The sequence below is a fragment of the Bradyrhizobium sp. CCBAU 11361 genome (assembly GCF_028128935.1).
Taxonomy (GTDB): Bacteria; Pseudomonadota; Alphaproteobacteria; order Rhizobiales; family Xanthobacteraceae; genus Bradyrhizobium; species Bradyrhizobium niftali.
Genome location: NZ_LBJZ01000183.1, coordinates 40,874 through 59,582 on the forward strand (window position 1 = coordinate 40,874; position 18,709 = coordinate 59,582).

The 18,709-nt window shown below is 62.6% G+C and carries 17 protein-coding genes and 2 pseudogenes; 5 read left to right on the forward strand and 14 right to left on the reverse strand.

Annotation, left to right across the window (positions count from 1 at the left end; all coding sequences use genetic code 11):
- Position 1: 1 nt before the first annotated feature.
- Positions 2 to 994: a 3-hydroxybutyryl-CoA dehydrogenase gene (locus XI08_RS24935; protein ID WP_271576386.1), complete on the forward strand. Its 993-nt coding sequence runs from the start codon at positions 2 to 4 to the stop codon at positions 992 to 994.
- On the opposite strand, the gene XI08_RS24940 is transcribed toward XI08_RS24935, so the two are convergent.
- The 6 genes from XI08_RS24940 to XI08_RS24965 all read right to left on the reverse strand — a co-directional run bounded on the left by XI08_RS24940 (position 991) and on the right by XI08_RS24965 (position 7,346).
- Entirely contained in the window at positions 991 to 2,037 is a 1,047-nt protein-coding gene (locus XI08_RS24940) for a peptidase M29 (RefSeq protein ID WP_271576387.1), read from the reverse strand. The two genes, XI08_RS24935 and XI08_RS24940, sit on opposite strands and share 4 nt — an antisense overlap.
- Before the next feature lie 37 nt (positions 2,038 to 2,074).
- Positions 2,075 to 2,842 (reverse strand): ABC transporter permease, encoded by a 768-nt coding sequence (locus XI08_RS24945; RefSeq protein ID WP_271576388.1) that lies wholly within the window; start codon positions 2,840 to 2,842, stop codon positions 2,075 to 2,077.
- The gene (locus XI08_RS24950) at positions 2,839 to 3,624 is read right to left on the reverse strand and encodes an ABC transporter permease (RefSeq protein WP_027545915.1); all 786 of its coding nucleotides are present in this window, start codon (positions 3,622 to 3,624) and stop codon (positions 2,839 to 2,841) included. Before XI08_RS24950 ends, XI08_RS24945 begins: the two co-directional genes overlap by 4 nt.
- Positions 3,621 to 4,466: an ABC transporter ATP-binding protein gene (locus tag XI08_RS24955; protein ID WP_135174806.1), complete on the reverse strand. Its 846-nt coding sequence runs from the start codon at positions 4,464 to 4,466 to the stop codon at positions 3,621 to 3,623. Before XI08_RS24955 ends, XI08_RS24950 begins: the two co-directional genes overlap by 4 nt.
- A gap of 122 nt (positions 4,467 to 4,588) precedes the next feature.
- A complete protein-coding gene (gene ilvD / locus XI08_RS24960; RefSeq protein ID WP_271576389.1) occupies positions 4,589 to 6,283 on the reverse strand; it encodes a dihydroxy-acid dehydratase in 1,695 nt (564 codons plus the stop codon).
- A gap of 79 nt (positions 6,284 to 6,362) precedes the next feature.
- Positions 6,363 to 7,346 (reverse strand): ABC transporter substrate-binding protein, encoded by a 984-nt coding sequence (locus XI08_RS24965; RefSeq protein WP_271576452.1) that lies wholly within the window; start codon positions 7,344 to 7,346, stop codon positions 6,363 to 6,365.
- Between the two features lie 177 nt (positions 7,347 to 7,523).
- On the opposite strand from XI08_RS24965, the gene XI08_RS24970 reads away from it, so the two are divergent.
- Entirely contained in the window at positions 7,524 to 8,432 is a 909-nt protein-coding gene (locus XI08_RS24970; protein ID WP_271576390.1) for an NAD(P)-dependent oxidoreductase, read from the forward strand.
- Between the two features lie 25 nt (positions 8,433 to 8,457).
- Here the strand turns inward: XI08_RS24970 and XI08_RS24975 are convergent, their stop codons facing one another.
- From XI08_RS24975 to XI08_RS24990, 4 genes and pseudogenes are all read right to left on the reverse strand, one after another.
- Complete coding sequence (locus XI08_RS24975; RefSeq protein WP_271576391.1) at positions 8,458 to 9,021, reverse strand: flavin reductase family protein; 564 nt, start codon at positions 9,019 to 9,021, stop codon at positions 8,458 to 8,460.
- A 9-nt stretch (positions 9,022 to 9,030) separates the two neighbouring features.
- The gene (locus XI08_RS24980; RefSeq protein ID WP_271576392.1) at positions 9,031 to 10,260 is read right to left on the reverse strand and encodes an acyl-CoA dehydrogenase family protein; all 1,230 of its coding nucleotides are present in this window, start codon (positions 10,258 to 10,260) and stop codon (positions 9,031 to 9,033) included.
- Positions 10,261 to 10,447: 187 nt separating this feature from the next.
- Positions 10,448 to 11,710, reverse strand: coding sequence for a CaiB/BaiF CoA transferase family protein (locus XI08_RS24985; protein WP_271576453.1), 1,263 nt, complete (start codon positions 11,708 to 11,710; stop codon positions 10,448 to 10,450).
- 167 nt (positions 11,711 to 11,877) lie between these two features.
- Positions 11,878 to 11,979, reverse strand: a pseudogene (locus XI08_RS24990) (GNAT family N-acetyltransferase); the annotation flags it as partial.
- Positions 11,980 to 12,483: 504 nt separating this feature from the next.
- Between XI08_RS24990 and XI08_RS24995 the strand changes: the two are divergent.
- On the forward strand, positions 12,484 to 14,190 hold the full coding sequence (locus tag XI08_RS24995) for an FAD-dependent monooxygenase (RefSeq protein ID WP_271576393.1): 1,707 nt from the start codon (positions 12,484 to 12,486) through the stop codon (positions 14,188 to 14,190).
- A 17-nt stretch (positions 14,191 to 14,207) separates the two neighbouring features.
- Here the strand turns inward: XI08_RS24995 and XI08_RS46435 are convergent.
- Positions 14,208 to 14,291 (reverse strand): annotated as a pseudogene (locus tag XI08_RS46435) (hypothetical protein); the annotation flags it as partial.
- A 263-nt stretch (positions 14,292 to 14,554) separates the two neighbouring features.
- Here XI08_RS46435 and XI08_RS25000 point away from each other — a divergent pair.
- Positions 14,555 to 15,277 carry a class I SAM-dependent methyltransferase gene (locus XI08_RS25000; RefSeq protein ID WP_271576394.1) on the forward strand — a complete coding sequence of 241 codons (723 nt, stop codon included), beginning with the start codon at positions 14,555 to 14,557 and terminating at the stop codon, positions 15,275 to 15,277.
- A gap of 262 nt (positions 15,278 to 15,539) precedes the next feature.
- Here XI08_RS25000 and XI08_RS25005 read toward each other — a convergent pair whose 3' ends face one another.
- Positions 15,540 to 15,746 (reverse strand): hypothetical protein, encoded by a 207-nt coding sequence (locus tag XI08_RS25005; protein WP_135174814.1) that lies wholly within the window; start codon positions 15,744 to 15,746, stop codon positions 15,540 to 15,542.
- A gap of 186 nt (positions 15,747 to 15,932) precedes the next feature.
- Between XI08_RS25005 and XI08_RS25010 the strand changes: the two genes are divergently transcribed.
- Positions 15,933 to 16,367, forward strand: coding sequence for a hypothetical protein (locus XI08_RS25010; RefSeq protein WP_271576395.1), 435 nt, complete (start codon positions 15,933 to 15,935; stop codon positions 16,365 to 16,367).
- A 280-nt stretch (positions 16,368 to 16,647) separates the two neighbouring features.
- Here XI08_RS25010 and XI08_RS25015 read toward each other — a convergent pair whose 3' ends face one another.
- Both XI08_RS25015 and XI08_RS25020 read right to left on the reverse strand, forming a co-directional pair.
- Positions 16,648 to 16,896, reverse strand: coding sequence for a hypothetical protein (locus XI08_RS25015; RefSeq protein WP_271576396.1), 249 nt, complete (start codon positions 16,894 to 16,896; stop codon positions 16,648 to 16,650).
- Between the two features lie 533 nt (positions 16,897 to 17,429).
- The gene (locus XI08_RS25020; protein WP_271576397.1) at positions 17,430 to 17,936 is read right to left on the reverse strand and encodes a methyltransferase family protein; all 507 of its coding nucleotides are present in this window, start codon (positions 17,934 to 17,936) and stop codon (positions 17,430 to 17,432) included.
- Positions 17,937 to 18,709 lie beyond the last annotated feature (773 nt).

An 18,709-nucleotide genomic window follows, 5' to 3' on the forward strand; every position in this document is an offset into this window, starting at 1 on the left:
GATGACCAATCGCGCCAACATCGCCTGTCTCGGGGCCGGCCGCATGGGGCGCGGCATCGCCGTCGCGTTCGCCTATGCTGGGCACAGGGTCACGATGATCGACATCAAGCCCCGTTCCGCCGAGGACTTCGCCAAGCTGGAAACGGATGCGCTCGGCGAAGTCAGGAAGACATTTGCGAGCCTCTCGAGCCTGGGACTGCTGGCCGAGGCAGATGTCGATCCGCTCATCGCGCGTGTCTCGGTGGCGGCGGCTAGCCAGAGCGGCGCAGTGCTTGCCGATTCCGGTATCGTTTTTGAGGGTGTCCCTGAAGTCGTCGAGCTCAAGCGGGAGGTGCTGGGGGCGGCCTCAAGACAGGTAAAGCCGGACACGATCATTGCATCGACCACGTCGACCATCCTCGTCGACGATCTCTCAGGCGCGATCGTGAACCCACGCCGCTTCCTCAACGTGCACTGGCTCAACCCGGCCTATCTGATCCCGCTGGTCGAGGTTTCGCCCGGAAAAGCCACTGATCCCGCCGTCATCGACGCGGTCAAGGCGCTGCTTGAAGGCATCGGCAAGGTTCCGGTGGTCTGCGCGGCGACTCCCGGCTTCATCGTCCCGCGCATCCAGGCGCTGGCCATGAACGAGGCCGCACGCATGGTCGAGGAAGGCGTCGCCAGCGCGGAGGAGATCGACAAGGCGATCCGCTACGGCTTCGGCTTCCGCTACGCCGTGCTGGGACTGCTCGAGTTCATCGACTGGGGCGGTGGCGATATCCTCTACTACGCGAGCCGTTACCTCGAAGGCGCACTCGGCAGCGACCGCTATCGCGCGCCGGACGTCATCTCGCGCAACATGCACGAAGGCCGGATCGGCCTGCGAACGGGCGCAGGCTTTCTTGATTATTCCGGACTCGATGTCGACGCCTATCGCGCAAAGCGGCTTCAGGCCATGGTCGACCTGCTCCGGCATTTCGAGCTGGCTCGCCCGCCAGTACTCGATCGCGACTAGCCGAAGACGTCCTGAAGCACGCCTTCCCGCACAACCGCGACGCCGTCCAGCTCGATGGTGGTTCCCATCATCGGCAGGTCGAAATGGCCCGCCGTGTAGCGGCCGGCGAATTCGTTCGCACCGGTCGAGAACAGGAAATTGCCGGAGACCGCACGTATCTCGGTGCCGTTGGTGTCGCGCTGGTCGTACATCGACAGCGCTTCATAGCGCGCGGCCGGATTCATGCCGAAACCGACATGCGAGACCGCATAGGCCTCGCGATCGCCCCAGGCGGCGAGATAGGCGCGCATCATCGCGGCATCCGTGCCCTCGCCTTCCAGCTCGACGACGTAATCGTCCTTCAACGTCATCTTCACGAGGGATGTCAGGTAGCGCTTGAAGGTCAGGTTGATGTCGCCGGGCGCCATCACCAGCGTGCCGTTGATCGTTCCGCTCTTGGGAAAGCTGACGACGATGCCACCCGGCCAATGCGCCAGCGTGCCGGGCTTGTCGGTCCAGCCCCATACGCCAACCGTTGATGCACCGACCATGTCCACGTCGAGCGCCGTGCCGGCTTTTGAGGTGACCCACATCCGCTTGGTCCCGCGCAGCATCTTCGCCGCCGCGCGAACGCGTTTCTCGAGTGCGGGGTCCGGCACCATCCGCTCCAGCGCCTCCGGGTGCTCGTTGGAGATCACCAGAATTCGCGCGCCTGCCTTGAGGATCTCGGGCGTCTCCACCGCGTGCATCAGGCCCTCGATGGTGCAATCCACCACAAAGCCGGCCTGCTGAAGTGCGCTGATCACCGGGCCGAGCCGCTGGATCGCCTCGCTCGCCCCTGTCGAACGAACCGGAACGATATTGCGGTTGCGCGGCGTCGGCATCACCACATGAAATGGCCGCGCGCCCATCCGCAGCAGCGCGAGCTCCGCCAGATGCACATTCAGCGCACGAGATTGCGTTTCCGAGAGGATCGCCGCGGTATCACCGGCCTTGACGGCGCATCGTTCGAAAATCTCGCAAAATGCGTCGATCCATTTTGCCTCGATGCGATCAGCCAGCATGGTTCACTCCCGGTATCGTGTTTCTTGTTCCGTCAGATCACGCTTCGGGAAAGCCCCGTAGGAGGTACGATCGCACGGCGCCCAGCAGCGCATTCAGGATCAAACCCAGCAGCGAGATCGTGATCAGCGGCACGAACATGTCGACGGCCTGGAACGTCCGGGCCGCCGTGACGAGGGCATGGCCCAGCCCGTCCGTCGACGTGATCATCTCGGCCAGAAACACCACGATGCAGGAAATGACAAGGCCGATCCGGCACCCGGTCAGGATCGACGGCATCGCCGCCGGCAGCACCACCTTGAAGAGGATTTCATAGCGCGGCGTTCCCGCCGCCATGGCCGACCAGATCAATTTCTGCTCGACGGTCGAGGCACCATAGTAGCTGGATAGAAGAATGGGAAACAGCGCATCCGCAGCCACCAGCGTGATCTTCGATCCGTGGCCGAAGCCGAGCAGGAGCAGGAGCGCCGGATAGAGCGCAACCTTTGGCAACGGAGCCAATACGCGCACGATCGGCCGAACCACGGCATTGATCGCGGGACTGGCGGCAGCGGCGATGCCGATGCTGACGCCGAGCACGACCGCAATCGCGAAGCCGGCAAACAACCGGATCAGGGTTGCCACGATCTCCTGCTGAAATGTCCAGGTCACGAGCTGCTGGAGCAACCGGCTGAAGACGAATCCGGGCGGCGGCAGCAGGACCGCAGGCGCAAAGCCGAATGACACCAGGCCTTGCCAAACCGCGATCACCAGCACGATTGGCGCAACTCCGAGAAAGACATTTGATGGGACAATGCGCGGCGTCATGAGAAGCTCAACGGCATGTCGAACTGAGGTTCGGACCAGCGCACGAGCCTGGCGCGGACCCGCTCGAAGATCGCGTCGAGGCAGATGCCCATCGCCCCCACGATGATGATCATCGCGAAGACCGTGTCGTATTGGCCCATGTCGAGCGCATTGAACAGGATGTTGCCGGCGCCGGACTGACGGGCGATCATCTCGCTGGTGATCATCGTGATCAGCGCCAGCACCAAACCCGTGCGGCAGCCGGTCAGGACCTCCGGCAGCGCCGCCGGCAATACGATCCGGACCAAGCGTTGCAGGGGCGAGAGCCCCATGGCCGCGCCTGACCACAACATCTTCTCTTCGACCGCCCTGGCACCCTCGAAGCTATGATAGATCACGGGCAGGCTGACGCCGAGGAAGATCACCAGCGTCTTCGCGATATCGCCGACCCCCAGCCACAGCATGATGATCGGCATCAGGGCCGCCTTTGGCACCGGGTAGATCACCATCAGAAGCGGATTGAAGAAGGCCGCAACCGCACGGCTGCGTCCCATCAGCAGGCCGAGAGGAATCGAAACAAGCACTGCAACACCGAACCCGATTGCCATGCGGCGGAGCGAGGCCAGGATGTTGATCAGCGACTCCTTGTCGCCGAGAATATCCGGGATCGCCCGGATCGCCTCGATCGCCGTCGGGAAGCTGTCGTTCTTCAGCGCCAGCGAGGCAACCTGCCATATCGCCAGCAGCCCGATGCAGGCGAACACCGGGGCAGCACGCCTGGCGGAGGTAGCCAGCAATGTCATGACGGCGATCCGGTCTCGTCGACCTCGTCGAACATGCGCTCGATGTCGACGACGTACTTCTGGTAGCGCGGATCGAGCAACAGCTCGTTGCGGCGACGCGGCCGCGGCAGATCGATATCGATCACCTGCCGAATGCGGCCGGGCGATTTCGACATCATCACGACCTTGTCCGACAGGAAGACGGCCTCATCGACCGAATGGGTGACGAACAGCACCGTCTTGCGGTCGCGCTCCCAAATGTTCAGGAGATCGTTCTGCAAGCGTGTCCGGGTGTGAGCGTCCAGCGCGCCGAACGGTTCGTCCATCAACAGGACTTCGGGATGGTACGCGAGCGTTCGGGCCAGTGCCACGCGCTGCTTCATGCCGCCCGACAGCTCCTTGGGATAGAAGTTCTCGTAGCCTTTGAGGCCGACCATCTCGATCAGCGCCCGGCTCTGCGCTTCGGCCTCTGGCGTCCGCACGCCCTGCTGACGCGGCCCGTACATCACATTGCCCAGCACGGTTTTCCAGGGGAAGAGCGCAAACTCCTGGAATACTGGTCCGCGATCCGGACCGGGTCCTGTGATCGCCTGTCCCTTGATCTTCGCCGCGCCACTGGTCGGGCTGACGAAGCCCCCGACGATGTAGAGCAGTGTCGACTTGCCACAACCCGACGGACCAAGGATGGAGACAAAGGCGCCCTCGTCGATCGTCAGCGAGATGTCCGATAGTGCCAAATGATCCTTGCGCGCCGAGGTCTGAAAAACCTGCGAGACGCGGTCGATCTCGATGATCGCAGATGCCGGCTTTTGCGACGTCACCGGTCTCACCCATTCGCTCGATCTCGAAGGCACTACCTTCATCCCGTCTCTCACTTCACTCGCGCACGAACGCGCAACTTGTCTGCTGAATGTCCTCCATCAGCGGAAGGAGCTTAGCAAGAAACTTGCCAGACAGGTGGCCGTTCTCGCACAGGTACGCCGCGTCATTCGAACCAGGGCCATTCTGCCGGCCCCTCATGGGTAACCGCTCCCCCCGGCGCCTGGCCAACCAGTCGCGCATATTTTGCGAGCGCGCCTGCGCGGTGACGCGGCGGGCGTGGCTCCCAATCACGTCGGCGCGCCGCGAGCTCCTGCTCGTCGACCAGCATATCCATCCGCCGGTTTGCAGCATCAATCCGGATCGTGTCGCCGTCGCGAACAAGGGCCAACGGACCGCCAACGAATGCTTCGGGGGACACGTAGCCGATGCACATGCCGCGGGTCGCGCCGGAGAACCGTCCGTCGGTGATCAGGGCCACCTTTTCGCCCATGCCCTGTCCGTAGATCAGCGCGGTGACGCCGAGCATCTCGCGCATACCGGGGCCGCCGACCGGCCCCTCGTTGCGGATCACCAGGACCTCACCTGCCTTGTAGCTGCGGTCGCGAACCGCTGCGACACAGGCCTCCTCGTCTTCGAAAACGCGCGCGACGCCCTCGAAGAACTGGCTCTTCAAACCTGCGACCTTGATGACCGCACCGTCCGGACAGAGGTTGCCCTTCAGCACCGCCACACCGCCATCCGGCATGATCGGCGCACTTGCCGCATAGACGACCTCACCGTCCGGCGCGTTGGCCCTGCCATATTCTTCGGCAAGCGTGCGGCCAGTGATGGTGATGCAGCTACCATCGATGTGACCACTTTGAATCAGCTCCTGGATCACCACGGCGGCGCCACCCACATCGTAGACATCCTTGGCCGTATATTTGCCCCCGGGCCGCAGGTTTCCGATCAGCGGCGTCCTGGCAAAGACCTCGCCGACATCATCGATCGTGAACGCGATGCCGGCCTCGTTCGCGATCGCCGGCAGATGCAGCGCGGCGTTGGTCGAACCGCCCGTAGCGGCGACGATCGCTGCGCCGTTCTCCAGTGATTTCCGCGTCACGATGTCGCGAGGCAGCGGCCCGCCGCGTTCCAGCATTTCCATGATCAGCCGCCCGGCGCGTCGCGATATCTGCGCGCGCTCGGCGTAGACACCGGGCACCATCGAGACGTTGGGAATGGTGAGCCCCATCGCCTCCGACACCATTCCCATGGTGTTCGCGGTAAACTGGCCGGCGCAGGCACCGATCGTAGGCAGGCAGGCGCGCTCGATCCGCTCCAGCGTGGCGCCGTCGATCTCTCCGGTCATGAAGCTGCCGACAGCCTCGTAGGAGTCGAGCACTGTCAGCGTTCGCCCGTCCACGCGCCCCGGCAGGGAACTGCCGCCGTAGATGAAAATGGACGGCACGTTGCAACGGACCATGCCCATCATTACGCCGGGAAGCGTCTTGTCGCATCCGCCGTATCCGATCAGCGCGTCATAGGCGAGACCATGAACGACAGCCTCGATCGAGTCGGCGATCAGCTCGCGAGAAAAGAGAGAGAACTTCATTCCCTCGTGATTCATGCTGATCCCGTCGGAGACCGACACGGTCGAGAATTCGCGCGGCGTGCCGCCGGCCTCCTCGATGCCCGTCTTGGCTGCGGCCACCTGGAAGTCGTGGGTCATGTTGCAGGGCGTCTGCTCGCCCTTCATGCTGACAACGCCCACCATCGGCTTGGCAATTGCCGCATCGTCCAGTCCCATCGCGCGCATGAATGCGCGGTGGGGGGCCCGGTCGAGGCCGTCGGTCGTTATCCGTGATCGCAACTTCTTCATACTTGCATCATCTTCGTGCGATGTCCCGCACGCGGCGGGACATCGCTATGCATCACTCAAAAAAAGGCGGCGCGAACACTTATTGCAACGGTGCGACGATCGTCGGATGTTTGAACTGTGCGACATCCAGCTTCGGCAGCATTCCAGTCTCTGCGTAGATGTCCAGCATCTTCTGGATCGCCGGGAAGTTCGGCGCCGCACCAGGATCACGACCAAAGTCGTTGTCCTTGAGCAGGTAGGTCTCGAGCACCGGAACAGGCGCCTTCAGCACCTCGGACACGACCTTGAGGGTCTCTTCGCGGTTCGCCAGCGCCTTCTTCATGCCCGAAGTGATGTCGCGGACATAGGCTTTGACCAACTCCGGGTTCTTGTCGACGAAATCGGCGCGGCAGGCTTCCAGGATGTGCACGATGTTCGGCATCGCTTGGGACAGCGAGAACAGTTTCCTTGTGCCGCCCTTCGCTTCTGCGCGTGCGGCAAACGGCTGGTTCATGTTGACCGCGTCGACGCGGCCCTGGCGCAATGTGTCCTCGGAGACGGCAAAGCCGACCTCGACCAGCTTGATATCCTTGGCCGGATCGACGCCATTCTGTTTCAGGAGCAGATTGAAAGGCCCTTGCGTGCCGCCGCCGATCACGGAAATACCGACGGTTTTGCCCTTGAGATCGGCAATGGTCTTGATCGGCGAGTCATCCATGACAGCCCAGTAGACCGAGAAACCGCCAGGCTTCTCGAAGACGTGCTGAGCCACGATGTAGGCCTTGAGATTGCCGCCGACCACACCGTTGGAGAGCGACAGCGGCGCCTGCGTCGCGCAATCCAGTGCGCCTGCCGCCAATGCCTGTGTCATCGGCGCCGTACCTTGAAATTGGGTCCATTCAATGTTGTAGGTCTTGCCGAGGTTGGGGAATTCAGCCGGCCTGCGCATCATCCAGTATTTGGATTCCTCGGCCGGGATGGTCCATCCGACGCGGATCGTCTGCTGCGCCCGTGAGGGGCTTGCGCCCGCAATCAAGGCCGCCACCGCCCCCGTTGCCAGCATCAACCTCGAAACCGTTCGCATCGCGCCCACTCCGTTGCTCCGGCGCCGACCGGCGCCACCCAACCCGACCGGTGCAAATGTTTCATGGTTCAAACAATCAGGCAAGCCACGCAAGCTGTCCGGTTTCGCGGCGGGACGCGCCATGTATGGTAAAGCGGCGGTCGCGCGCCGTCGTGCTGCGACAGGAGGAGGCAACCTATGGCTGATGCGAGCAAGGCAAACCCGCAAGGCGTCGAGCGGTTCGGCTATCTCGGCCTTGGACTCATGGGAACGCCCATGACCCGGCGCCTGCTCAAGGCCGGCTATCAGGTCAGTGTCTGGAACCGATCAGAAGGCAAGGTCGCTCCACTCGTCGAAGCCGGCGCAAGGCATGGAGCCAGCCCCCGCGACATTATGGCAGGCTCGGACATCGTCTTCATGTGCGTGACGGACGCCGCGGCCGTGGAAGAGGTGATTTTCGGAGCCGAAGGTCTTTCAATGGCTCCCGGCGCAGGCAAGCTCGTCGTCGACTTCTCGTCGATCCATCCCGACGCCGCGCGCGACCTCGCAACACGACTGAAAGCTGCGAACGGCGCGGGCTGGATCGATGCACCGGTGTCCGGCGGCACCAAGGGCGCCGAGGAAGGCACGCTTGCCATCATGGCCGGCGGGGATGCTGCCGACATCGAGAGAGTGCGGCCCTATGTGCTGGCTATGGCCCTTAGGTTCACTCACATGGGCCCCACCGGCGCCGGCCAGACTGCAAAACTCTGTAACCAGGTGATCGTCGGATGCGCGATGGCCGTTCTCGCGGAAGCAACACGCCTTGCCGTGAACGCCGGAATCGACGCCAATCGGCTGCCCGAAGCGCTCACGGGCGGATTTGCGGATTCGATCCCACTTCAGCTGTTCGTGCCGAGGATGGTCCAGGGCATTCACTCACCCCCGCTCGGCCATATCGCCACGATGCTCAAGGACCTCGATACGGTTGCCGATGTCGCGCAGGCGACGTCGACACCGGTGCCAATGGCTACGCTTGCGGGACAGCTCTTCAGACTGGCCAAAGCCGCGCGAGGCGCGGATGCCGACGCACTGGAGATCTACAAGCTTTCAGCGGCAGAGCATTGAGCCACCGGGCGCGACCTGAAACGCGTTACGGTGTCTTCTTGCGTTCATCGTCGGCCAGGAACCGGCCATACGTCCCGCGTGCAAACAGCAACGCATCCTTGGCATTGTAGGCATAGGCTTCGACCGCACCCAGAAAGATCACGTGATCGCCGCCATAATAGCGATTGACGGAGCGGCATTGAAAATTGGCGACGCTCTCGGCAAGTACGGGAGCGTCGCCGAGCCCCGGCGTCCAGTCGATGCCAGCGAATTTATCGTCGGACGATTTCGCGAACCTGTTTGCGAGCGCCTGCTGCGAAGCGGAGAGCACATGAACGGCAAAATGGCTTGCGTTCTGAAACACGGCAAGGCTCGAAGAGTAAACTCCGAGGCTCCAGAGAACGAGTGGCGGATTCAAGGAGACCGATGCAAAGGAATTGCAGGTGATGCCACAGGGCTTTCCATCAGGAGCCGCGGCGGTGATGATCGTTACGCCTGTTCCGTAAGTGCCGAGCGCGGTGCGAAACTCGCGGGGGTCAATCGACGAGCTGTCGCTTGCGAGTTCGTTGGCTGGATCGGGAACGGTCGGCTGCTTCGGCAGATCACTCATCGGCCGGCCTCACAGCGTAAGGTTCTCGGACGGCAGGCCCAGTGCCACGCGTCCATAATTGGTCCCAGCCGCATCGAAATTGAATGCGAGATGCGAGTTGATGGCGTGCGCATCGCGGAACTGCCGCTGCAACACGCCCGCCGTGAAGAGGCCGCGCGCCCCGCTCGCCGCAAATAGCATTGAGACCGCGTCGGTACATAGATTGACCGAGAACGCACCGTCACGTCGGTACCTGGTCTTGGTCGCTATGTCCGGAATATGGCCGCGTCGTGCGTCCTCCATGGCATCGATACAGGCCGAACGCATGGTCCGACGCGCAGCATCGATCTTGGCCGAGGCCTCCGCGATCTTGATCTGCGTGCTTTGGAAGTCGCTCAGCTTGGCGCGGTTGTAGGTGGAAATGCGATGACGGACGACCTCGATATAGTCGTTCAGGCACGCCTGCGCATTGCCCAGCGCGACGCCGGACAGGACGTAAGGAAACAGCGAGAACACGGGTAGCGCATACAACGGATTGGGATTGACCTTGCTTCCAGGCGCCCGGCCGCCGGCAAGCTCTCCGACGGCAACCGTCATATGGTCGGCCACGAAGGCCTCCCTGACTTCCACGTCGCAAGACCCCGTACCGCGCAATCCGGCGACATTCCAGGTGTCGAGTACCTTGTAGTCGTGTTTCGGAAGCAAAAAGATCCGATACTCGATGCCGTCTGCTTCATCATCAGAGGAAACCACGCTTGCAAGCATGTTCCATTCGCAGGACGCAACGCCCGAGGAAAATGGCCAGCTTCCGTGCAGTTGGTATCCGCCCTCGACCCTCGTGGCGCGGCCCGCAGGAAAGATGAATGAGGATGCGATCAGCGCATCCGGATCACGGCCCCAGACCAGATCCTGCGCCTTTTTCTCGAACATGCCGAGCATCCAGTGATGGCTCGCCAGATTGGCGAGATTCCAGGCGGCGGACGCGTCCGCTTGTCCGAGCAGATCGGCGCAATCAATCAGGGCGACATAGTCGAGCTCGGCACCGCCAATGCGCTTGGGCTGGAGCATCCGGAACAGGCCGGCGTCGTGCAGATCCCGTTCAGTCTCGGGCGGAAGGAAGCGCAGCTCTTCGGTTCGGGCTGCCCGCTCTCGCAGTCGTGGCACGAGCGCTCGAGCCTTCGCGATCATTGCCGCATAGGCGCGTTCGCCGGATTCCGGCCCCGCAGGCTGGCCCACGCTCGGTTCTTGACCAGGCGCCATTCGCATCCCTCGCTTTCCCACATTTATGCGGCGGGAACCTCGCCAAATCAAGCCGATGCAATGCTAGCACCGCGTCTTCGCCCTGACCCCGGGCTGCTTGAAAAGGATGCGACGCCGCAAACGGCCGCATCGCGAAGCAGAGGTCGGCGCGCCGCAATGCCCGCCCCTCAAGGTTAACCACCCGGGCTCAAACCGAGGGCTTGCCTGATCCAAAGACGCCCCTTTGGGTGAGCTCCGCGATCCGGCGCTGGTCGTAACCTAGCGTGTCACGCAAGACGTTCTCGGTATGCTCGCCCAACAGGGGCGCTGCAACGGGATCGATCGCGCCGGTCAGGCTCATGGTAATCGGGGTTTCGATGTTGGGGACCCAGGCCGCCGTAGGATGCGGAATCCGGCTCAACCGATGGCGGTCGCGGGCCTCGGGTGCGTTAAAGCCCTCTTCGACGGTGCGGAGATAGCCAACCGGAATATTGGCCAGCTTCATTTTCGCCATCCAGTTCTCAAGAGTATCGCTTGCAAAGACCTCCGCAATGGCCGCCCGCAAGAGCTCCTTGTTCTCGGAGCGTGCTTTGCGCGTCGCAAATTGCGGATCGGTGATGAGATCGGGCCGGTTCAGCACCTCGACGACCAGCCGGCGATAGAGCCGGTCGTTGGCGCAGGCCATGTAAAGCGGTCCATCGGAGGCCTCGTAGACGCCGACAGTGGGAGACCCGCTCGGCGAATTGCCGAACCGTCCGGGGTTCTCACCGTTGATCAGATAGGCCATGCCGTAGAAGCTCGTCATCGCCATGGCGATGTCGAACAGGGCCACCTCGACGTGCTGGCCACGGCCCAGCCGATCGCGCGCCAGCAGGGCCAGAAGGATTGCGTTACAGGCCGTCATTCCCGTCGCGATATCCACGATGGGCGGGCCGGTGCGGACTGGAGGACCGTCGGCAAATCCGTTGAGCGACATGAAGCCGCTTTCCGCCTGCGTGATCGGATCAAAGCCGGGACGCGAAGCGAACGGCCCGGTCCGCCCGTAGGCGGAAATCGAGCAATAGACCAGCCGAGGATTGAGCGGCGCGACCGCTTCGTAGTCGAGGCCGAATTTCTTCATGACCCCGCTCGAGAAATTCTCGACGACCACGTCGGCGTTGCGGATCAGATCCAGCGCGATCTCGCGGGCTTCGGGCACGGCGAGATCGAGCGCGATACCGCGCTTGTTGCGGTTCAGGCTGAGATAAGCGGCGCTCTCGCCGCCGGTTTCGGCGTGTTCATACGCGCGCGTGTCGTCGCCGCCGTCCGGGTTCTCGATCTTGATGACACGCGCGCCGAAATCGGCGAGCGTCTGTGTGCAGGCCGGGCCGGCAACCACGCGGGTGAAATCGACGACCAGCAGACCATCGAGCGGCGTAGGCCCTCCCGTGACTCGCGACGAACGTTCCGGCAATTGAGGCTTGGTGGACATCGATGGTGCTCCCTTACATCGGCTTATGGTCGCCGAATTTCCTGCAGGAGCAAACTTAAAGCCCGGCGCCACCAACTCCGCAAGTGCTTCAGCCACATCGTCTGAAAACGCACAAAGGGCCACGAACGCCGCGTTCCGCATCACGGGAAACAGCCGCGCCCCCAAACTCAGCGCAGCCGTTTTCGACAGTAAAGCGTATGCGACCAGGCCCAGGGTATCTCGGGCTCATAGAGCCGATAGCCAGCCTGGATGAAATTATTGGCAGAGACGCGGAGACCGCAGCGGCGCGAGCAACTGGCCCAGCGCCGCGGGCCGGCACGTTCGCGCGTGCACGGCCAGCGATGGTTCGGACGACGGCGCGCCGATCAGCGCTCCATGTTTGACGAGTGCGTGGCGGCAATGCGTTGCCGCCGTCCTATTCGGCAATCGAGAACGAAAAAACCCGCCGCGGATGCTCTCCGTGCGGGTCAGTCAAACTCGCCTCGACGATGTCATTCTGCCGACGTTTTGCCCGACGAATTAAATCCTGTGTTGAACGAAACTGGCGTCACACTAAGCCGACATGAAAAAACCGCCGCAGATTGCTCCGCACGGGCTGAACCAAACTCGTTTCGATGACGGCATTCCGCCAGCGTCTTGCCCGATCTGCCAATCGAGCGCGAAAGAGGACAACGTTCCTCCCAGCTTGATATGTGGTGTGCAAGGGGCTTGCTTCAAGTCCCCGACCTTCGCGTAGAACCCCCGACCCAGCAACAAGTCAGGGGGATCACGACATGCCCGTACTGCTTCCGACATCCCGCTCGCGCGGCCGGTCCGAGCGAACCCGCGCCGGGAACCCCGCGCCGACCGATCATGCCGTGGTGATCGCCGGGGGCGGCCCAACCGGCCTGATGCTGGCCGCCGAGCTCGCGCTCGCGGATGTCGACGTCGCCATCGTCGAGCGGCGCGCGGATCAGAACCTCGTCGGCACGCGCGCCGGCGGGTTGCACGCGCGCACCATCGAGGTCCTCGATCAGCGCGGCGTCGCGGATCGCTTCCTGCGCGAGGGGCAAGTCACACAGCTCGCCGGCTTCGCCTGGACCAGGCTCGACATCAGCGGCCTCCCCACCCGCCACGCTTACGGACTGGCGCTGCGGCAGAGCCACATCGAGCGCATCCTGGCCGAATGGGTCGAGGAGCTCGCGGTCCCGATCTATCGGAACTTCGAGGTGACGGGCTTCGTTCAGGACGAGATCGGCGTCGACGTCGCGCTAGCAGGCGGCGAGACGTTGCGGGCGAACTATCTGATCGGCTGCGACGGCGGCCGCAGCCTGGTGCGCAAGACCGCCGGCATCAACTTCGTCGGTTCCGGTCCGACGCTCAGCAACCTCATGGCCGAGGTCGAGATGAGCGAGGAGCCGGCCTGGGGCCTGCGTCACGACGCGATCGGCTTTCACGGCCTCAGCAAGACGGAAAGCGGGCGCGTGCTGGTCGTCGTGACGGAAGCAACGCTCGCGCGCAGCGGCGAGCCCACGCCATCCGATCTCAGCGAGGCCCTCGTCGCCGTCTACGGCACCGACTTCGGCCTGCAAAATCCCGACTGGATCTCCCGTTTCACCGATGCGGCACGGCAGGCAGTATCCTATCGCAGGGGACGTGTGCTGCTCGCCGGCGATGCCGCGCATATCCATCACTCCGTGGGTGGACAGGGCCTCAACACCGGCCTGCAGGACGCCGTCAATCTCGGCTGGAAGCTGGCACAGGTCGTCAACGGCACATCGCCCGACAGCCTGCTCGACAGCTACCATGCCGAACGCCATCCCGTCGCCGCGCGCGTGCTGCGCAACACCATGGCGCAAATCGCCCTGCTCCGCCGCGGCGACGACGGCCTCAAGGCCGCGCGCGAGTTGGTGTCCGACCTGCTCGGCATGGACGAGCCGCGCCAGCGCTTTGGCGCGATGATGAGCGGCCTCGACATTCGCTACGATCTCGGCGAGGGCCATCCGCTGCTCGGCCGCCGCATGCCCGATCTCGACCTCGTCACACCAGGCGGTTCGCAAAGACTGTTCACCCTGCTGCACGGCGCGCGTCCCCTGCTGCTCAATTTTGACAAGCCGGGCTGCATCGTCATCGCACCCTGGGCGGACCGCATCAGTGTCGTCGACGCCAGCTACGCGGGCCCCTGGGAGCTTCCGGCGATCGGCCCGGTCGCAGCGCCAAAAGCCGTATTGGTGCGGCCCGACGGGCACGTGGCGTGGGCGGGCGACGCGACCCAGCGCGGCCTTGCGGACGCGCTGACACTATGGTTTGGGCCGGTGTCGCGACATAGCAAACCGGCGCGCAGACGACCGCGGCGCCGGTATCGGCTTTTTCTCGACCAGTCTCACGACGTCGGCTCGGGACATCACCATGTCGAAGCTCGGATCGCTCTTGCGCCCGTGCGGCCGCGTATACTCCTTGTGTTGTGGCCGGCGACCATCACGACGCCAATGCCGAGGTGATCGACGATTGCGGAGCAGACGCGCATATAGGCTTGCATGTGCACGTCACGCCTCGGCTCGAGGCCCGTGGTATCGCCGGTGTTCTCGGCCTCGACACCGATGAAGTGCGAATTGCCGTCGGTGACGCCTTGTCAGGCCCCGGCGCCGGCGTGCCAGCCCTTGCCCGCCCCGACCATGCAGAGGGCCGCAGGTGTGATGGCAGAGCACGCCCTGCACCGCGCCCTTGTCATCATGGCCGCGGGTCTGCCAGCCGGGATGCTCGAGTACTTCAAGCCCGGCGTCACGCAACACGCCGGGCAGCCAGGTTAGGCTGCAGGTCATCTCAGTTCTCCATTGTTTGAGAAATCCACCTCATACGGCGGATTTGCTCGCCTTAGTTGCGAGTGATAAACGCTGCATCCGACTGGGAGCGGCGAATGGAACTGAGCTTTTTGACAAGCAAAAATATCGCGGAAGGCATCGAGGGCATGCTGTCGCCGTTCTCGATGGCGGCCATGGACTCCGTACTTGCTTTCCAAGCAACCGCGGGCATCCACGGCGACATGACCGAACTGGCGTCTTTCGGAGGAAATCAGCCGCCATACTGGCGGGCCGCCTTGCGACGGAAGAGCAACTGCATCTCTTCGACATCGAGGACTATTTCGATCGTCCCGCGCTCGAGGGTCTCGGCGCGCGCCTATCATTCAACGTGGGTAGCACTCTCGACCTCAGACGACGCCGTTTTGCCCGCGGGGGCACCCGCTTCTGTCATATTGATGCGAGCCACCAATTTGAGCCGACGCTCCACGAGCTGGCGCTCGCGGACTATATGCTTTCACCGCAGGGGGTCGTTTGCCTCGACGACTATACCAACTTGAACTACTCGCAGATCTTGGCCGCGACGTTCAAATACCTTTTCACCAGGCGCACCGATCTGACGATGTTCATGGTGACCAATGAAAAGGCCTACCTGTGGCGTCGGAAGATGTTTCCCATCTACGCCGAGTTCGTCCTCCATCGAGCCATATCCGAGATGGCTAAGCGTGGCATCGATGACGTCTGCATCGCCAGGACTGACGACACGCCAAGCTACGGCTGTCGCAGTTGACCGCGCCATCGGGTAGCCGGCCGCAATAGAACGCCTACCATGGGCCGGGCGCGAGCCAGACCGCCCAAGGATGTGCAGAAGCTTGGAACTTTCGGATTCCACCGCGGATTGGTTCGTCACGGACTATGTCGCCGATTAGCGCGCTGGGATCCGGCTCCGGTGCCCATGCGCCCCCATCGTGTACCGCAGCCGTTTAGCAGCTCTGCCCCCCGATCGGTCAGCAATGTGATCGGATGCCGAGCCGTTTCGCCAAACCAAACGCCTACACTATGCCCCCGAAATCAACCCCGTCTTTGGCAAGCTTCTCCGCTTCTTCGGCGGACGCGGCTGGTTTGGTGTCGAGATAAGAATGCTCGGAAGCTGGCAGGACAGTGCGGATATTCCGCCCATCGGCCCGCTTTATGCGAGCGACCCAGCGCTTTGGCCCCCGCTCAAATCGCTCGATATGGTACTCTTTGTACGTGATCATTTTAAACCTCAGACGCAACTAAACCCTTGGCGCTGTTTTATCCGGCACCACGCGCTCGCACAATGGCTCGCACGCAGCAGCGGGTGTCACGGTGCGACGTTCGCGATGATCGGATCCTGGCGGAGCCACCGTTGCCGCACCGCGTTAGTTCTTGTATAGGCACTGCTGTCTACTCTCGGTGTGCCAATGCGTTTCGTTCCCCTTCTGTTTTTGCTCCTGTCCGGCTGTTCTTCAATGTGGACAGACACCGCGTTGCCGACGCCCGAGACCCCGCAGGAAACGTCGTTATCAGATGAAACTTTGCGGGAAGGGATTGCCAAGGCTGCCGATGACGCGCACTTGCAAGGCCCAATCGAAACATCCTCGCTGCGAAAAACAAGTCTCGGTCCGGGTTCATCTTTTGTCTGCTTGAGAGAGGCAAATCCGATCGCGGGCAAGCAGTCCTCACCCTACTCCGTGTTCTTTGAAGGCAACACCTACAAAGGTGCCCGGCTATCCGTCATCAGGGAAGAATGCGAACGGCAGGCCTATGCGCCCACCGAGAAGATCGACCTTCAGGCTGCAAAGTTGAAAGGTTGCGCCATGCCGGCCAAACCTTGCGCGCCCGTACGACGGTCCTGATTTTCACTGCCGCACGCTGGCAGCTCGCAAGGTGGAAATCGACGTAGTAATATTCGCCAATCACGAGCTGTACGCTTGATATCGCCAGCGCTCATCACGACCCGGCGATCAGCAGCATGGACGGCAGCCGCCAGCCACGCCCCCTCAAGTGCCGATCATGCCGAATGGACATTCTGCGCCAACCGTCCACATGATCAAGCTGATCGAAACGCAGAGCATCACGCCGTACAAGTGGGTCCACCCAAACGAAGAGCGCTGGAGGCGACGGGGCGAAGCTACCTCACTCTTCCGCCAGCTTCCGCTCGATATAAGCGTCCACCGTCTCCGCAAACGAGCGCTGCACGCCGACCGCGAGGTCGTGCTGGTCGAGCGCATCGCGCTGGAGCACGCGTAGGCCGCGCCCGCGGGCGCTGACCGGCGCCGTGTTGAGATATTGATCGATGGCGCCCTTGGCGATCGGGATGGCCTTCGGATCTCCCCTCGCGATCAAAAGGCGCAAGAGGCTCTGGCATTCGGCCAAGACGGGCATGGGATCACCGCCTTCAGCCTTGCCGCGATTTCGGCTTCGGTCGCTTGACCGGCTGGGTGTGGGTGCCGAACAGCGCCAGCAGGAACGCGACTTCTTCCTTCGAACCGATCTGGATCACGATTGTCTCCTTTTCGCTTGGTTGGTCGAGGCCGGCGGAAAAGGAGTTCAGGACAATCGGGTTTCAGGATTGTTTCAGGCGTGTTTCGTCGGGGTTGTCGCGTTGCAGATGGCCGCGTGGAGACAAAGCGGACGTCCACCCGTCGGCCCCCCGGACGTTTCCTGGCCGTGGCCTTTTTCTACGAGGCCTCGCGTACGGAGTGCACATCACGCGCGAAACCTGTTCGCGATAGCAAGTTAAGTGCACCATCACCGCAAAAACGGGCGCTCAGCCGGCAGGTCGGCTCTACCCTCCAACTCCAGACAAACCGCTGCATCCGACCAACTGATGCGAAGGGCCAATTGCAGAAAAACTTTGTTGAGGAGCCTTCGTGAAGCTCATCAATAATCAGCGCCGAGGTCATGCGCTACAGCAGCTACCGACCACCTCGCCACGCAGTTAGGCGCGGGATCCAACGCGGCACATTGATGCAGAACGCATCGTATTCCGCGCCGAATGACCTTATTAGCGTCGGCTCTTCGTAGCCCACGACAAAAAGGTGGAAGAAGACCCAGACGACTGCGCCGTAGGCGAACAGCCGCCAATCGCCGAACAGGAGCGCCTGGCCGAAAATTACGGCGGCGACCGCCACGTAGATTGGATTGCGCACATAGCGATAGAGGCCGGTAACGACGAGATGTTGGGTCGGGGCGATCGGCGCCGGCGTGCCGAGCCCCTGCAGCGCGAAACGCGCGAATGAATCCACGAGCCCGGCTACGCCGGCAAGAATTAGCGCGGCGCCGACGAAGCGCGTGAGCTCGACGCCGAGAAACGGCAAGCTGAACTCCCAGCGTGAAATCCACCACGGGACCACCCCAGCCAGCACGCAGGGCGCGAAGACGAAGAAGATGGCAGTGCCGATAACGGCAGCAGTTCTTGGCATAGGCACGATCCGTTCCCTGCAATTTTAACACACCGCACCAGGAGCGCGTCAGGTCCGCCTTTGGTCAAACTGGGAAGTCCCGGGCGCTCAGCCGGCAGGTCGGCTTTGCCCCCAAACGCCAGCTGCATCGGACCAACTGGCGCGATGGACCAGAAGCCGACATCGCAACGACGCAAGCGGCCGGCATAGAATTGGCTACCGTGTCAAAGGCGACTCATCGTCAGATGCGTTGCCGGTACAGGAATGCTGTGCTACAACCCGTAGCTGTCGGGACGGCTGTTCTGTCCCGGATTTGGGAGGTACCTTATGAGATTGTCATTTGGTTTCGCCGTGCCGTCAGTCGTCGCTACCTAGTCAACGGTCTTGCTGTGCAGCACAAGCGGCACCGCGATGTCGCAACCCACACCAAACTCCTCGATTCCCGCCGTCTCGGTCGAAGCGCCGAAGGCAAGATCGACCGTTGTGCCGCGGCAGGGGCCAACGACCGTAACCTCCCACCGGACAACCGGCTCTTCAACCGCTCAAGCGCCGGCATTCGCGCCGAATTCAGTCTTGGGGAAGATTGCCAAGCTGGAGCGTTCCGCCAGCACCTGCAACGGCGGTTGCGAAACAAGTTACAGGGTCGGCAACGCCCCCTGGGTTGGATGCAGTCATAGTAGCGAAATTTATATCGGAAACTTCTCGTCGACGTGCCGAGACACGCTCAGCTACAACACCTACGCACAGTGCGTAGATACCAAGGCTCTCCTTGGCGCGACCCCGAGAGAATCTCG

Coding starts and splice junctions, on each gene's coding strand:
- XI08_RS24935 (WP_271576386.1), top strand. CDS start 2: ATGACCAATCGCGCCAACATCGCCTGTCTCGGGGCCGGCCGCATGGGG.
- XI08_RS24940 (WP_271576387.1), bottom strand. CDS start 2,037: ATGCTGGCTGATCGCATCGAGGCAAAATGGATCGACGCATTTTGCGAG.
- XI08_RS24945 (WP_271576388.1), bottom strand. CDS start 2,842: ATGACGCCGCGCATTGTCCCATCAAATGTCTTTCTCGGAGTTGCGCCA.
- XI08_RS24950 (WP_027545915.1), bottom strand. CDS start 3,624: ATGACATTGCTGGCTACCTCCGCCAGGCGTGCTGCCCCGGTGTTCGCC.
- XI08_RS24955 (WP_135174806.1), bottom strand. CDS start 4,466: ATGAAGGTAGTGCCTTCGAGATCGAGCGAATGGGTGAGACCGGTGACG.
- ilvD (WP_271576389.1), bottom strand. CDS start 6,283: ATGAAGAAGTTGCGATCACGGATAACGACCGACGGCCTCGACCGGGCC.
- XI08_RS24965 (WP_271576452.1), bottom strand. CDS start 7,346: ATGCGAACGGTTTCGAGGTTGATGCTGGCAACGGGGGCGGTGGCGGCC.
- XI08_RS24970 (WP_271576390.1), top strand. CDS start 7,524: ATGGCTGATGCGAGCAAGGCAAACCCGCAAGGCGTCGAGCGGTTCGGC.
- XI08_RS24975 (WP_271576391.1), bottom strand. CDS start 9,021: ATGAGTGATCTGCCGAAGCAGCCGACCGTTCCCGATCCAGCCAACGAA.
- XI08_RS24980 (WP_271576392.1), bottom strand. CDS start 10,260: ATGGCGCCTGGTCAAGAACCGAGCGTGGGCCAGCCTGCGGGGCCGGAA.
- XI08_RS24985 (WP_271576453.1), bottom strand. CDS start 11,710: ATGTCCACCAAGCCTCAATTGCCGGAACGTTCGTCGCGAGTCACGGGA.
- XI08_RS24995 (WP_271576393.1), top strand. CDS start 12,484: ATGCCCGTACTGCTTCCGACATCCCGCTCGCGCGGCCGGTCCGAGCGA.
- XI08_RS25005 (WP_135174814.1), bottom strand. CDS start 15,746: ATGATCACGTACAAAGAGTACCATATCGAGCGATTTGAGCGGGGGCCA.
- XI08_RS25010 (WP_271576395.1), top strand. CDS start 15,933: ATGCGTTTCGTTCCCCTTCTGTTTTTGCTCCTGTCCGGCTGTTCTTCA.
- XI08_RS25015 (WP_271576396.1), bottom strand. CDS start 16,896: ATGCCCGTCTTGGCCGAATGCCAGAGCCTCTTGCGCCTTTTGATCGCG.
- XI08_RS25020 (WP_271576397.1), bottom strand. CDS start 17,936: ATGCCAAGAACTGCTGCCGTTATCGGCACTGCCATCTTCTTCGTCTTC.